Origin of the sequence: Neisseria sp. HMSC067H09 (genome assembly GCF_001814135.1) — a bacterium.
Lineage (GTDB): Bacteria > Pseudomonadota > Gammaproteobacteria > Burkholderiales > Neisseriaceae > Neisseria.
Window position 1 is genome coordinate 29,671 of sequence record NZ_KV814927.1, and the last position, 13,435, is coordinate 43,105.

Annotated in this window: 14 protein-coding genes; 5 read left to right on the plus strand and 9 right to left on the minus strand. The window is 51.6% G+C overall.

All coding sequences use genetic code 11. The annotated features are described in order from the left end of the window. Positions 1–107 precede the first annotated feature (107 nt). The 3 genes from gshB to HMPREF2954_RS08165 form a co-directional block, all read right to left on the minus strand. On the minus strand, positions 108–1,064 hold the full coding sequence (gshB, locus tag HMPREF2954_RS08155) for a glutathione synthase (RefSeq protein WP_045072872.1): 957 nt from the start codon (positions 1,062–1,064) through the stop codon (positions 108–110). 150 nt (positions 1,065–1,214) lie between these two features. Next, positions 1,215–2,876 (minus strand): DNA repair protein RecN, encoded by a 1,662-nt coding sequence (recN, locus tag HMPREF2954_RS08160; RefSeq protein ID WP_045072873.1) that lies wholly within the window; start codon positions 2,874–2,876, stop codon positions 1,215–1,217. A gap of 244 nt (positions 2,877–3,120) precedes the next feature. Beyond that, positions 3,121–4,317, minus strand: a complete 1,197-nt coding sequence (locus tag HMPREF2954_RS08165) for an acetate kinase (RefSeq protein ID WP_039410699.1) — start codon at positions 4,315–4,317, stop codon at positions 3,121–3,123. Positions 4,318–4,839: 522 nt separating this feature from the next. On the opposite strand from HMPREF2954_RS08165, the gene HMPREF2954_RS08170 reads away from it, so the two are divergent. Genes HMPREF2954_RS08170 through HMPREF2954_RS08180 form a run of 3 tightly spaced genes read left to right on the plus strand, consistent with a single transcriptional unit; the run spans position 4,840 to position 6,667 of the window. After that, positions 4,840–5,145, plus strand: a complete 306-nt coding sequence (locus HMPREF2954_RS08170; protein ID WP_045072874.1) for an HLGFF motif protein — start codon at positions 4,840–4,842, stop codon at positions 5,143–5,145. Next, entirely contained in the window at positions 5,145–5,348 is a 204-nt protein-coding gene (gene ccoS / locus HMPREF2954_RS08175) for a cbb3-type cytochrome oxidase assembly protein CcoS (protein WP_045072875.1), read from the plus strand. Before HMPREF2954_RS08170 ends, ccoS begins: the two co-directional genes overlap by 1 nt. After that, positions 5,345–6,667 carry an MFS transporter gene (locus HMPREF2954_RS08180; RefSeq protein WP_039410704.1) on the plus strand — a complete coding sequence of 441 codons (1,323 nt, stop codon included), beginning with the start codon at positions 5,345–5,347 and terminating at the stop codon, positions 6,665–6,667. The genes ccoS and HMPREF2954_RS08180 overlap by 4 nt, the downstream gene beginning before the upstream one ends. Positions 6,668–6,737: 70 nt before the next feature. Here HMPREF2954_RS08180 and HMPREF2954_RS08185 read toward each other — a convergent pair whose 3' ends face one another. The 3 genes from HMPREF2954_RS08185 to grxD all read right to left on the minus strand — a co-directional run bounded on the left by HMPREF2954_RS08185 (position 6,738) and on the right by grxD (position 8,374). Continuing rightward, complete coding sequence (locus HMPREF2954_RS08185) at positions 6,738–7,055, minus strand: DUF2322 family protein (RefSeq protein WP_039856494.1); 318 nt, start codon at positions 7,053–7,055, stop codon at positions 6,738–6,740. A gap of 254 nt (positions 7,056–7,309) precedes the next feature. Continuing rightward, the gene (upp, locus tag HMPREF2954_RS08190; protein WP_003744890.1) at positions 7,310–7,936 is read right to left on the minus strand and encodes a uracil phosphoribosyltransferase; all 627 of its coding nucleotides are present in this window, start codon (positions 7,934–7,936) and stop codon (positions 7,310–7,312) included. 126 nt (positions 7,937–8,062) lie between these two features. Next, the gene (grxD, locus tag HMPREF2954_RS08195; RefSeq protein ID WP_003744887.1) at positions 8,063–8,374 is read right to left on the minus strand and encodes a Grx4 family monothiol glutaredoxin; all 312 of its coding nucleotides are present in this window, start codon (positions 8,372–8,374) and stop codon (positions 8,063–8,065) included. A 361-nt stretch (positions 8,375–8,735) separates the two neighbouring features. Between grxD and rpsU the strand changes: the two genes are divergently transcribed. Together rpsU and HMPREF2954_RS08205 are read left to right on the plus strand one after the other, a co-directional pair. After that, positions 8,736–8,948: a 30S ribosomal protein S21 gene (gene rpsU / locus HMPREF2954_RS08200; protein ID WP_002214819.1), complete on the plus strand. Its 213-nt coding sequence runs from the start codon at positions 8,736–8,738 to the stop codon at positions 8,946–8,948. A 169-nt stretch (positions 8,949–9,117) separates the two neighbouring features. Beyond that, entirely contained in the window at positions 9,118–9,564 is a 447-nt protein-coding gene (locus tag HMPREF2954_RS08205; protein WP_045072876.1) for a GatB/YqeY domain-containing protein, read from the plus strand. A gap of 108 nt (positions 9,565–9,672) precedes the next feature. Here the strand turns inward: HMPREF2954_RS08205 and rpoH are convergent, their stop codons facing one another. From rpoH to HMPREF2954_RS08220, 3 genes are all read right to left on the minus strand, one after another. Next, on the minus strand, positions 9,673–10,536 hold the full coding sequence (gene rpoH / locus HMPREF2954_RS08210) for an RNA polymerase sigma factor RpoH (protein ID WP_003744881.1): 864 nt from the start codon (positions 10,534–10,536) through the stop codon (positions 9,673–9,675). A 273-nt stretch (positions 10,537–10,809) separates the two neighbouring features. Next, on the minus strand, positions 10,810–12,351 hold the full coding sequence (gene lnt, locus HMPREF2954_RS08215) for an apolipoprotein N-acyltransferase (RefSeq protein WP_045072877.1): 1,542 nt from the start codon (positions 12,349–12,351) through the stop codon (positions 10,810–10,812). Between the two features lie 81 nt (positions 12,352–12,432). Then, positions 12,433–13,299, minus strand: a complete 867-nt coding sequence (locus HMPREF2954_RS08220) for a DUF808 domain-containing protein (protein ID WP_045072878.1) — start codon at positions 13,297–13,299, stop codon at positions 12,433–12,435. Positions 13,300–13,435 lie beyond the last annotated feature (136 nt).

Sequence of the window (13,435 nt, forward strand, 5' to 3'; positions counted from 1 at the left end):
GAAAACGAGCGCAGCGAGTTTCGCTAAAACGAGTGAAGCGGGTTTCGCCAAAACGAGCGAAGCAGATTTTGCTAAAACGGATTCGGGTTTCAGACGACCTTTTGGGATTATTGTTTGGACCAAGCTTCGACAGCGTCGGCAAACATCGTGGCGACGTCGAAGTTTTTTTGTTTCATGATTTCTTGGAAACCGGTCGGGCTGGTCACGTTGACTTCGGTCAGATTGCTGCCGATGACGTCCAAACCCGCCAGCAGGATGCCGCGGCGTTTGAGTTCAGGGGCGAGGGTTTCGGCGATTTCTCGGTCGCGTTCGCTCAATTCCTGCGCCACGCCGCGTCCGCCTGCTGCAAGGTTGCCGCGTGTTTCGCCGTTTTGCGGAATACGCGCCAAAGCATAGGGGACGACTTCGCCGCCGATAATCAGGATACGTTTGTCGCCGTGGACGATTTCGGGAATGTAGCGTTGCGCCATGATGGTGCGGGAATCAAGCTGCATCAGGGTTTCGAGGATGCTGCCGATATTGGGGTCTTTTTCGGTCAGACGGAAAATACCCATACCGCCCATGCCGTCGAGCGGTTTGATGATGATGTCGCCGTGTTCTTTCAAAAATGCACGAACGTCGGCGGAACGGGTCGTGACCAGCGTAGGCGCGGTGAACTGGCTGAAATTCAAAATCGCCAGTTTTTCATTGAAGTCGCGCATCGCCTGTCCGCTGTTAAAGACTTTCGCACCCTGCTGTTCCGCCAGCGTCAGGAATTGGGTGGCGTAGAGGTATTGCATATCGAACGGCGGGTCGGTGCGCATAATGACGGCATCGAAGTTTTTCAAGGTCGTCTGAACTTTGTCTGCCGCTTTAAACCATTCATGGTCATCGTCGCTTTTTGCACCGAGAAACTCAAACGGCGCAGCCTGAGCCGTCACCAATCCTTGCTGTACGGACAATTCGCCGCTCAAGGTATGGAAAAGCTGCCAGCCGCGTTTTGCCATCTCACGCATCATGGCGTAGGTGGTGTCTTTATAGGTTTTGAAACTTGCCATCGGATCGGCAATAAACAGGACTTTCATGGGAACTTCCTTATAAACAAACGACGTAATCATACCTTGTATTGAGGTCGTCTGAAAGGGCGCGGGCAGTTTGGTAAAGAGGTCGTCTGAAAAGCGGTTTGTGAATGGTTACACAAACTTCCTTTTCAGACGACCTCTCCGATTCTGCGTTTAAGCGGCGGCAAGGCTGATTAACTCTGCTGCATGGCTGCGGGTCGTGTCGGTAATGATTTCGCCGCCAAGCATACGGGCGATTTCTTCGATACGCTGCTGATGGTCCAACACGCTGATTTCGCTGACAGTTTGTTCGCCTTCGCTGTGTTTGCGCACCTGCCAATGGTTTTCACCGCAGGAAGCGACTTGCGGAAGGTGGGTCACGGCGAGCACCTGATGTTTTTTACCCAAAGCACGCAGGGCCTTGCCGACCATTTCAGCCACACCGCCGCCGATACCGGTATCGACTTCGTCAAAAATCAGTGTGGGGACTTGCGTGTATTGGCTGGTGACCACCTGCAAGGCAAGGCTGATGCGGGCAAGTTCGCCGCCGGACGCGACTTTGCTCAGCGGACGGGACGGATTGCCTTTGTTGGCGGCAACTTGAAACTGCACCTGCTCCAAACCGTGCGCCGTGGGGGAAGACGGCAGCAGGACGATGTCGAAACGCGCGCCTTTCATGGCGAGATGCTGCATATGTCCGGTCGTTTCCTCGCCCAACCTGCCCGCCGCCTGATGGCGCATGGCGGAAAGAACATGAGCGGCCTCCTGATATTCGGCAAGGTTGCGGGCAACGGTTTGCGTCAACGCTTCCAAATCGGCAGCGGCTTGCAGACTTTGCAGGCGCTCGTCGATTTCAGCCAGCTTTTGCGGCAGGGCTTCAGGCTCGATGCGGTATTTCCGCGCCATCCCCATCAGCTCGCCCATGCGCTGTTCCTGAGCCGCCAACTCGTTGGGATCGATGTCGCTGCGGCCTGCAACGTCGCGCATATTGGCACTGATTTCGCCCAATTCGGCTTCAATGCTCGCCAGCATATTCAGGCTTTCGGCAAAGCGCGGCTCGATGTTTTGCAGATTGGTCAATAATTTTTGGCATTGATAAATTTGACGTTGGATGCCGTTGTCGCCATCAATGTAGTCGCCGACTTCTTCTGCGGATTGCAACAGTTCGGCAGAATGGGCAAGGCTGTCGTGGCTTTGACTGAGGGCTTCCCATTCGCCTTGTTTGACGTCCAACTGGTTCAATTCGTTGAACTGCCATTCCAAACGCTCACGCTCGATAATGATGGTCTCGGCGTGTTCCTGCGCCTCTTGGAGGGCTTTTTTCGCATTTACCCAGTTTTGATAAAGCTGTCTGACGGTTTCCGCCTGCGCCTTACTACCTGCAAATGCGTCCAACAATTCGCGCTGGGCGGATTCTTGATTGAGGGAATGGTGGGCGTTTTGCCCGTGGATGTCGATAAGCTGCCCGCCGACGGCTTTAAGCTGCGCCAGTGTGGCTGCCTGATTGTTGATAAAGCTGCGGCTTTTCCCTTTGGCATCGATGATGCGGCGGATGCTGAGTTCTTCCGCGTCTTCGTCCAAAAAACCCTGTTCCTGCAATTGGGCTTTGAGATCGGGCAAAAGGCTGATGTCGAACAATGCCGACAACTGCGCTTCCTTCGCACCGCTGCGGACTTGGCTGTAATCAGCCTTATCGCCCAACAAAAGCCCGATTGCGTCCAACGTAATCGATTTACCCGCGCCCGTTTCGCCGGTCAAGACGGTAAAACCGCTTTGGAAATCCAGATTGAGGTTTTCAACAATGACAAAATCGCGTAGGGAAAGTGCCAACAGCATGGTAGTATTCCTTAGTAAATCGACCGCACATCGACGGCTAACTTTAGATATGCTGATTATAACTAAGATTTTTTATAGCTTGAATAAGATTTTCTATATTTATTCAAATTTTTCTTATTGAAATTTTATACATTTGATTTTTATTATTTTATTTACAACACCTTCCAAATAGATCGTCTGAAAACAGTCGGCAACAAAAAAACCTGCCGAAAACGGCAGGTTTTTTTATCGGATGACTCGCTTATTACAGACCGCTCAAACGGGCGGTGTCGTGTGCAATCATCAATTCTTCGTTGGTCGGGATAACAACGGCGACGGCTGCGCTGTCGGCAGTCGTAATCACGCCGGCGTTACCGAAGCGGGCTTTCAGGTTGGCTTCGTGGTCGGCTTTCAGACCGAGGAAGCCCAAGTAGCCGAGTACGCGCTCGCGGATGATGTCGGAGTTTTCGCCGATACCGCCGGTGAAGACGAGTACGTCCAGACCGCCGGCTGCCACAGCCATGCTGCCGATGTATTTGGCGAGGCGGTAGATGAAGACGTCCAGGGCGAGTTTCGCGCCGGGATGACCTTTGCCGGATTCTTCTTCGATGGTACGGCAGTCGTTGGACAGGCCGGACAAGCCGAGCAGGCCGGATTTTTTGTTTAGCATGTCGGTGATTTGGGTGATGGTCATGTTGGCGTTTTCAGCGAGGAAGCCGAAGACTGCGGGATCGATGTCGCCGCTGCGCGTACCCATCACAAGGCCTTCCAGCGGGGTCAGGCCCATGCTGGTATCGCGTGATTCGCCGTTGGCGACGGCGGTAATGGACGCGCCGTTACCCAAGTGGGCAATCACCATGCGCAGGTCTTTTTTGTCTTTGCCGAGGAAGCGTGCGGTTTCGTCGGCAACGAAACGGTAGCTGGTACCGTGTGCGCCGTAGCGGCGCAAGCCGTATTTTTCATACAGTTCATGCGGAATCGCGTATGTGTAGGCGTGTTCCGGCATGGTTTGGTGGAAGGCGGTGTCGAACACGACAACGTTGGGCAGGCCTTTGAAAATGCTTTGTGCGGCACGCAGACCCAAGAGGTGCGCGGGGTTGTGCAGTGGGGCGAGCGGGATACATTTTTCGATGCCGGCGATGACTTCGTCGTCAACGAGGATGGATTCGCTGTACAGTTCGCCGCCGCTGACAACGCGGTGACCGATGGCGCCGATGCGGCTGTCGAGGCCGTGGGCTTTGAGTTCCTCCATCAGGGCTTCAACTGCGCCGGTGTGGTCGGGCTTGGCGGACAGGTCGACTTTGTGTTTTTCGCCGTTTACTTTGAACGTGATGTAAGCGTCGGGCAGGTTGAGTTTTTCGGCAAGGCAGCTGAGCAGGACTTCGCCGCTGTCGTTATCCAGCACGGCGCCTTTGAGGGATGAGCTGCCGCAGTTCAAAACTAAGATGAGTTTTTGGGTCATTTGTTGTGGCTCCTGGATGTTTCAGACGACCTGTGCGGGCAGTATCGGCAATCTGTTCTTTGTCGTGGATATACCGCCAAACATCTTCCACAGACATAGTGGATGCGCTTGAGGTTCGAGCCGGGCGTCTGCGCGGCAGGCCGTATCGGTTGATGGCGTAAAATCTATGAAAGAAAAATGACCGCTACATTCGGAATGGGGCAACTTTATGAATATTGCTTTCCGTGTGGTTTCTGCCGCCGCCGGTTGAACGGGGTCGTCTGAAATCGGTTGATGAATGTAAACCGCGCTATTCTAGCAAAAAACGGGGGCGGCTGCTTGGCTTAATGCTTGACTTGGAGCAGGCGGAAAGCGATAAAGGAAGATATTGATGTTTAAAGGGAAACGGTTTGTTTTCAGACGACCTGTCGAACGCGGGGGCGTAAAGCCCTTTGCAGGGGCGTGTCAAACTGTTACATTTAGAAAGTTTTTGTATTCACTATGTCGTCTGAAAACAGCGGCAGCCTTTTAAGATTCTTTGATATGCACTATTTCAGTATCCATACGCAACAAGGCGCCCATGTGGGCTTTTTCATCATGCTGCCGGATGACGAATCCGAAACGCAGCCGAAGAGCGGGCGTTTCGCCGTCAAGCTGCAAAGTGAAGAAGGCGCGGCGGCGGAGGTTTTGGCGCCTTTCGGGCAAACCGAGATTCCGCAATATTGGCGCATCGTGAAAGACCGTATCGAGCTGTTTTTTGACGACGCCCCCGTCGGCTCGCTGCGCAACGAATATCTGACCGTATCGGGACAGACTTTTGTCTTAACCGATTTGACCGGAGCGATGTGATGGAAAGTATGTTTATCTTAGTGCCCATCAGCATTATTTTGGCGTTTGCCATCGGCTATTTTTTCTGGTGGTCGGGCAAAAACGGACAGTTTGACGATCTCGAAGGACCGGCACACCGCATCCTGATGGACGACGATTCCACCGACAAGCTGCTTGAAAACGAAATAGAAATAGAAAAAGAAGAACAAGAATCCGAAAAATGAGCCTCAAAAAAGACAATCTGAATTTCCCGACCAGCCGCCGTTTCGCCCCATTATTCGGCACACAGTTTCTGGGCGCGTTCAACGACAATATGTTCAAAACCGCGCTGTTTGTGATGATCAGCTTCTACGGTTTGGGCAAAAACAACTTCCTGCCCGCCAGCCAAATGCTGAACTTGGGTGCGTTGCTGTTTATCCTGCCCTATTTCCTGTTTTCCGCGCTGTCGGGACAACTGAGCACCAAATTCGACAAAGCCGTCTTGGCGCGATGGATCAAAGTATTGGAAATCGTCATCATGGCGGTGGCGGCGTTCGGCTTCTATATCCAGTCCGCCCCGCTGCTCTTGATCTGCCTGTTTTGCATGGGCGCGCAATCGACGCTGTTCGGCCCGCTGAAATACGCCATCCTGCCCGATTACCTCAACGACAAAGAGCTGATTATGGGCAACAGCCTGATCGAATCGGGAACGTTCATCGCCATTTTGTTCGGTCAGATTTTAGGCACGTCCGTCGCAGGCTTGCCGCCCTCCGTCGTCGGCATCTTAGTATTGCTCGTCGCCATCGGCGGCACGCTGACCAGCTTCTTCATGCCTAACGTCCCCGCCAAAGCCCCCAACACGAAAATCGAATGGAACATCGTCAAAGGTACGCACGCGCTCCTGCGCGAAACCGCCCAATATGATTCCGTTTTCACATCCATCATCGGCATATCATGGTTTTGGTTTATTGGCTCGGTTTACACCACCCAACTGCCGACTTTCACGCAAATCCATTTGGGCGGCAACGACAACGTCTTCAACCTCATGCTCGCCCTATTCTCCATCGGCATCGCCGCCGGCTCGGTGTTGTGTGCCAAACTCAGCCACGAACGCCTGCTCTTAGGCTTGGTAACCGTCGGCACGACGGGTTTGACCGTATTCGGCTTGATTTTGGTATGGCTGACCCAAGGGCAACGCTTTACCGAACTCAACGGCATCACCTGGTTCCTGTCGCAAGGCATGGCGTATCCCGTCATGCTCGTCATGACGCTAATCGGCTTCTTCGGCGGCTTCTTCTCCGTCCCGCTCTACACTTGGCTGCAAACCGCCAGCAGCGAATCCTTCCGCGCCCACGCCGTCGCCGCCAACAACATCATCAATGGCGTGTTCATGGTATCGGCTGCCATTTTAAGCGCGGTACTCTTGATGCTGTTCGACAGCATTTCCCTGCTTTACCTGATCGTCGCCATCGGCAATATCCCCTTGATTGTTTACCTGATCCAGCGCGAACCCCGTTTCTTAAACGATATGGGCAAGATATTTCACAATATCGGCAAACGGTAAGCCTAAGCTTAAAAAAGGTCGTCTGAAAACGGGAATCCCATTTTCAGACGACCTTTTACTTATCTAGTGCTTATGCCTCAACCGGCTTTAAAACCAAGCTGCAGTTTCCGTTTTTCACTTGTAACAGCAAATCAATATTGGGATGCTTGCCCGGATTGGCTTGCGCATCGGCAACGTGTTCGGCAAACCAATCCAAACCCTGTGCAGCGGCGGCGGCATCGAGTTTGCCGCCGAAATTCAATGCCAAAGCGTTGTAGAGTTTCAGCGAGCCTTGCTTGCCGGGCGCGTTGGGGATGTGATGGACGGCTTTGCCTTGTGCGTCGAGGATGTCGAGTCCGCTCAAATGACCGATGTCGGGCATGGCGGCGAGGTTGTCTTGGAAGCTCATGGTTGTCCTTTCTAACATGGGATTTTCAACGAAAAATACCTTGTATAGTGGATTAACTTTAAACCAGTACGGCGTTGCCTCGCCTTTGCTCAAAGAGAACGATTCTCTAAGGTGCTGAGGCACCAAGTGAATCGGTTCCGTACTATATGCACTGTCTGCAGCTTCGTCGCCTTGTCCTGATTTAAATTTAATTCACTATAAAAAAGGTCGTCTGAAACCCATACATTCAGTTTCAGACGACCTCAAATCACGAATCAGCGCGTACCGAAAATCTTATCGCCCGCATCGCCCAAGCCGGGGATGATGTAGCCGTTTTCGTTCAAATGGCTGTCGAGGGCGGCGGTGTAGATGGTAACGTCGGGATGCGCTTCATTGACGGCTTTGACGCCTTCGGGCGCGGCAACGAGTACCAACGCCTTGATATTTTTGCAACCTTTCGCCTTCAACAGGTCAATAGTGGCCACCATAGAGCCGCCGGTCGCGAGCATGGGGTCGATAATCAGCGCGGGGCGTTCGTCCATGCTGTCCACGAATTTTTCAAAATAGGAAACGGGTTTGAGCGTTTCTTCGTCGCGCTGCAATCCGACCACGCTGATTTTGGCAGTCGGAATCAGGTCGAGCACGCCGTCGAGCATACCCAAACCGGCACGCAAAATCGGCACGACGGTCAAGGTTTTGCCCTTGATGCGGTCACCTTCGATTTGACCGCACCAGCCGTCGATAATGTATTTTTCAATTTCAAAATCACGGCTGGCTTCGTAAGCCATCAGGCGCGCCAGCTCGGTAGTGAGGGTGCGGAATTTGTAAGTGCTGCAATCGGCCTCGCGCATGAGCGTGAGTTTGTGGCGGACAAGGGGGTGATTGATAACGGTTACGTTCATTTGGCAGGCTTCGGATTGTTTTTGAATGGGTGTGATTATACTTTTTTTTGAATATTCGGAAAAGCAGGCAGAACACGGCAAAAGGTCGTCTGAAAAATTTTTCAGACGACCTTTTGCTATATTTCATCAGGCTTTCAGCAAATCTTGCAATTCGCCGGCTTCAAACATTTCCATCAAAATATCGGAACCGCCGACAAATTCCCCGTTGACGTAAAGTTGGGGGATGGTCGGCCAATCACTGTATTCCTTAATACCTTGGCGGACGGCATCGTTTTCCAAAACATTAACGGTTACATAATCGGTGCAACCTGCGGCATTAAGAATTTGAACGGCACGGGATGAGAAACCGCATTGCGGGAACTGCTTCGTGCCTTTCATAAACAAAACAACACGGTGAGTGGTAACAACTTCTTTAATTTGGTCATGAATAGAGGTCATGGTGTGGTATTCCTTACTGACATAGTCGGTTAATCGGGAGTTGCGCCATTATACGCAAATTAATGCGATTGGTGTCGGATGTTTGAAGAAGGCTTCCGAAACTCTGACACTGTTTTTTAGACAATCCCCCAGCTTGACAGAAACTGTCTAATCAAAGATAATCCCGCAATTCATTTGCAGCCGCATCGACGGCATATTTGGCACCAAGCCGACTTGTTAGGAGGTGATGTTTACATCACGGCGCGTATCCCGCCGGTCGCAAGACACCCGAGATACAAACAACCACTTTTTTACAAACCGCCCCTTTTATCCTTATCCCTTTCGGCGGTTTGAAACCAGAATTCAATTTAAAGGAAATAAAATGCCTGCAATCCGCGTTAAAGAGAACGAACCCTTCGAAGTAGCCATGCGCCGTTTCAAACGTGCCGTAGAAAAAACCGGTCTGTTGACCGAACTACGCGCCCGTGAAGCTTACGAAAAACCGACTACCGAGCGCAAACGCAAAAAAGCCGCAGCTGTAAAACGCCTGCAAAAACGCCTGCGCAGCCAACAACTGCCTCCTAAAATGTACTAAACATCAATTGCAGGTCTGCCCTGTGATGCCGAAACACACCGCAAGGCTTGACCTGCGGTGTGTTTTGTTTTTCAGACGACCTGTAAGGCAAGGGGTCATCTGAAAAATAGAGAATCCCCTAAGGCAGTATGTGCAATCCCATCTTCCATCTTTTCCTGAAAGTCATCCCATGAGCCTGAAAGCACAATTAACCGAAGACATGAAAACCGCGATGCGTGCCAAAGATCAAACTACGTTAAGCACCATCCGCCTCATCAATGCCGCCATCAAGCAATTCGAAGTGGACGAGCGCACCGAAGCCGATGACGGCAAAGTGATCGCCATCATCACCAAAATGGTCAAACAGCGCAAAGACAGCGCCAACATCTACACCGAAGCAGGCCGTCAGGACTTGGCGGACAAAGAAAATGCCGAAATCGAAATCTTGCACCACTACCTGCCGCAAATGATGCCTGCCGAAGAAATCCGCACTGCCGTGGAAACCGTTATTGCCATGACCGGGGCTTCCGGCATGGCTGACATGGGCAAAGCCATGGGCGTGTTGAAAATCCAGTTGGCGGGCAAAGCCGATATGGGTGAAGTCAATAAAATTCTCAAAGCTGCGCTGAATTCATAATTGAATACCGACCGCTTTGGACGGATTCAAGAACAACAAAAAGGTCGTCTGAAACCGAGATTTCGGGTTTCAGACGACCTTTTTCCTTCTACTGAACTGTTTTGTTTTTTAAACCGCTTCAGCTTCTTCCGCGAGGAAACCGCGCAGTTTTTGCATGGCTTTGGCTTCGATTTGACGGATGCGCTCGGCAGATACGCCGTATTCGGCTGCCAGCTCGTGCAGAGTCAATCCGCCATCGTCTTGCAGCCAGCGGCTTTCTACGATGCGGCGGCTGCGGTCGTCCAGTTGCGCCAATGCGTTTTGCAGACCTTCGGTTTGCAGGGCGTAGTGGGCTTGTTTGGACAGTTGGCGGCTGGGCTCGGCATCGTGGTCGGCAAGCCAGTCGATGGGGGCGAAGCTGTCTTCGTCATCGTTGTTGTCCGCCATGATGGCGATGTCGTGTCCAGTCATGCGTTGTTCCATTTCCATGACTTCGGACAATTTGACGCCCAAATCGTCAGCGATGTCTTGCGCTTCTTTCGGAGACAAGGCATTCAGGTTTTTACGCATACTGCGCAGATTGAAGAACAGTTTGCGTTGCGGTTTGGTGGTCGCTACGCGTACCAGTCGCCAGTTACGCAGGATAAATTCGTGGATTTCGGCCTTAATCCAGTGTACGGCGAATGAAAACAAGCGCGCGCCACGGCTGGGCTCGTAGCGTTTGACCGCTTTCATCAGTCCGATGTTGCCTTCTTGGATAAGGTCGGCTTGGTTCAGGCCATAGCCGTCGTAACCTCGTGCGATGGATACGACGACGCGCAAATGGGAAAGAATGAGTTGTTTGGCGGCGTTAAGGTCGCCTTTTTGCTGACGCTCCGCGAGTTGGCTTTCTTCTTCGGGCGTCAACATGGGAATGCTGTTGACGGTATGAATGTATTGCTCAAGGCTGCCGTTGCCGCTGTGGATGACGGGTAATGCAAAGGCGTTATTCATGAGAGTTGCTTTCCTTTATATGATGTAGAGACTATTGTTTACTTGTTGTTTGCCGTGCAGTATATCACTGCCTGTTGCCCTATCGTATGCTGTCAAATGCCTTTTTCTGTAAAAGACTGTTTGATAGGTGGATTTTCTTGCTTTTTGAAATTCGATTGATTTTGAAAATTTGACTGTTTTACTGGGAATAAGTTCAGTATATTACAAACATTCTTGTATGTAAATATTAAAATTCAAGAAAAACGGCCTTATGAAAAGACCGCTTTTTCAAACTCAATCTGCTTTTTTCCTGATTAAAAACAGTGTGATGGCAATGATTAACAATACTCCGATCAGCCACAGCGAACCGCCTGCCTTCATATAAGGGGTTTCGCCGACATAGCCTTTAATATGCCCTTCCAAGACGGCATCGGTATTGGGTTCGCTCTCGGCAATGATGCTGCCTTTGGGAGAAATAATGGCGGTCGCACCGGTATTGGTGGCACGGACCATATAGCGTCCAAGCTCCATCGCGCGGGCTTGGGATTGCTGGAGCTGTTGGTACATGGCGTTGGAATCGCCATACCACGCCATATTGCTGACGTTGGCAAGCAGCGTAGCGTTTTTGGCGGTAGCAATAAGTTCGTCGCCAAAGCCGTCTTCATAGCAGATGTTGAAGGCGACTTTTTGATCTTTCATCGTCAAGGGAGCCTGCCCCGCTCCGCCGCGACGGAAATCGGCAAGCGGCATATTCATCAGCTTGTACAACGGTTCGGTCAAAAAAGGCAGCGGTTTGTATTCGCCAAAGGGAACCAGATGATTCTTGGCGTAATACGGGAGGTCGTCTGAAATATCATCGTAGTCGCTCAAATTGATTACGGCGTTTTCGTATCCACTGCCGTCGGCTGTATATTGACCGATACCGACGGCCAACGCGCTGCCGTTCGTGCGCGCCTGCTCGGCAAACTGGGTCAGGATGTTTTCCGGCAAATCCTGACGCATCACGGGCAATGCGGTTTCCGGCAGGATAACGATGTCGGCAGATGTTTTGCTGATTTGACCGTAGTATTTCTGAATGGTGGGGACGACTTGTTCTTCATTCCATTTCAGACTCTGCTCGATATTGCCCTGCACGAGCGCGACGGTACTGGTGCTGCCGTCGGGTTTGGTAAAGTCGGTTTGCTGGGCGATATAGCCGACGGTACACAGCATGACAATCATGCACATCGGCAGCAGGCGCTGTTTCAGACGACCCGTATTGTCAATCAGCAACACCAGCCATGCGCTGATAAATGCCGTCGCAAGCGTAACCAGATGAATACCGCCCAAAGGTGCAAAACCGGCAAGCGGGCTTTCTTTGACGATTTGCGAATAGCCGATCGCACCCCAGCCGAAGCCGGTCAATAATCGTTCGCGGGCAAATTCCGCCAGCGTCCACAAAATCGGCAACACGATGCCAACCTTAACCCAGCGCGGCAGATGAAATTTCTTCCACAGCCAAAAACAGGCGGCAGGATACAGTGCAAGAAACGCAGGCAGCAGGAAAGTCAGCGGAATTGCGTATAAATTAGGCAAACCGGAGACATCGTGCAGCGCGGTATGTATCCAGTGAAACTGCGTCGTATAAGCAATCAGCCCAAACAGATAGGCGGTGGAAACAGCAAAGCGCGGACGCAGTTCAATCAGTCGGATCAATGCGCCAAACAGCAAGGGCATCAACCAAAAATGGTAATAAGGCGCGAAAGTCAACGGCGTGACGGCGGCAATCAGGATCACCAGCGGCCAGTACAGCACAGGATGCTGCCAATATTGTTCGAGTTTGCGGAAAATGTTCATTGCAGAGAAAAGAAAATAAGAGGTCGTCTGAAAATACAGCCTCAACAAAGTTGAACCATTTTCAGACGACGTATCGGTTGTTTAGTGTTTTTGAAACAGCTTCATCAAAGGCAGCGCAACAGCGCAGGCGACGGCGCCGGCAATCAGCCCGACGGCAAGGTTGGCAACATGCTCCATCAAGCCGCTGTCCCAATGTTGCGCGTGTAAGAAATCATGCAAAAAACCCAAGTTGTGGATAATCAAACCGCCGCCGACAAGGAACATGGCAAGCGTACCCACCACGCTCAAACCGCGCATGAACCAAGGCATAAAGGCAATCAAGCCCCGTCCGACCGTTTGGATGCCCGTGCTTTTTTGACGCATCAGCAGCATACCGAAGTCGTCGAGTTTGACGATAACGCCGACCAAACCGTACACAAAAGCGGTCATACCGATGCCGATTGCCGTCATCACCAGCGAACGGGTCATCAGATCGTATTTTTCAACCACGCCCAAAGCAATAATAATGATCTCGGCAGACAGAATGAAATCGGTACGAATTGCGCCTTTAATCTTGGTTTTTTCGTCCAGCGTTTCGACGACAGCTTCCTCGTCTTCATGCGCTTCGTGGCGGTGCAGAAACTTATGCAGCAGCTTTTCCACGCCCTCGAAACACAAATAAATCCCGCCTATCATCAATAAAGGCGTAATCAGCTTCGGCAAAAAGGCAGACAGCAGCAAAGCCAGCGGCACCAAAATCAGCTTGTTCACCAAAGAACCTTTCGCCACCGCCCAAATAATCGGCAGCTCGCGTTCCGCCGACACGCCGGTAACCTGATTTGCATTGAGTGCCAAATCATCGCCGACCACACCCGCCGTTTTCTTGGCGGCCATTTTGGTCATCAGGGCAACGTCGTCCAAGACAGCGGTAATATCGTCCAAAAGGGTGAAAAGCGAGGCAAATGCCATGATATATTTCCGAAAAGGGTCAGATTGAAGAAGCCGGCTATTATAACCGAGAAAGTATGACACCGAAGGCTTTCAGACGACCTTTAATGGAAATTAACGGAATTTGGCGGGAAAGTTGAAGCATTTTCGAAGGCGA

Excerpts from the sequence above, each read along its gene's own strand:
- gshB (WP_045072872.1), bottom strand. The coding sequence starts at position 1,064 with ATGAAAGTCCTGTTTATTGCCGATCCGATGGCAAGTTTCAAAACCTAT.
- recN (WP_045072873.1), bottom strand. The coding sequence starts at position 2,876 with ATGCTGTTGGCACTTTCCCTACGCGATTTTGTCATTGTTGAAAACCTC.
- HMPREF2954_RS08165 (WP_039410699.1), bottom strand. The coding sequence starts at position 4,317 with ATGACCCAAAAACTCATCTTAGTTTTGAACTGCGGCAGCTCATCCCTC.
- HMPREF2954_RS08170 (WP_045072874.1), top strand. The coding sequence starts at position 4,840 with ATGCACTATTTCAGTATCCATACGCAACAAGGCGCCCATGTGGGCTTT.
- ccoS (WP_045072875.1), top strand. The coding sequence starts at position 5,145 with ATGGAAAGTATGTTTATCTTAGTGCCCATCAGCATTATTTTGGCGTTT.
- HMPREF2954_RS08180 (WP_039410704.1), top strand. The coding sequence starts at position 5,345 with ATGAGCCTCAAAAAAGACAATCTGAATTTCCCGACCAGCCGCCGTTTC.
- HMPREF2954_RS08185 (WP_039856494.1), bottom strand. The coding sequence starts at position 7,055 with ATGAGCTTCCAAGACAACCTCGCCGCCATGCCCGACATCGGTCATTTG.
- upp (WP_003744890.1), bottom strand. The coding sequence starts at position 7,936 with ATGAACGTAACCGTTATCAATCACCCCCTTGTCCGCCACAAACTCACG.
- grxD (WP_003744887.1), bottom strand. The coding sequence starts at position 8,374 with ATGACCTCTATTCATGACCAAATTAAAGAAGTTGTTACCACTCACCGT.
- rpsU (WP_002214819.1), top strand. The coding sequence starts at position 8,736 with ATGCCTGCAATCCGCGTTAAAGAGAACGAACCCTTCGAAGTAGCCATG.
- HMPREF2954_RS08205 (WP_045072876.1), top strand. The coding sequence starts at position 9,118 with ATGAGCCTGAAAGCACAATTAACCGAAGACATGAAAACCGCGATGCGT.
- rpoH (WP_003744881.1), bottom strand. The coding sequence starts at position 10,536 with ATGAATAACGCCTTTGCATTACCCGTCATCCACAGCGGCAACGGCAGC.
- lnt (WP_045072877.1), bottom strand. The coding sequence starts at position 12,351 with ATGAACATTTTCCGCAAACTCGAACAATATTGGCAGCATCCTGTGCTG.
- HMPREF2954_RS08220 (WP_045072878.1), bottom strand. The coding sequence starts at position 13,299 with ATGGCATTTGCCTCGCTTTTCACCCTTTTGGACGATATTACCGCTGTC.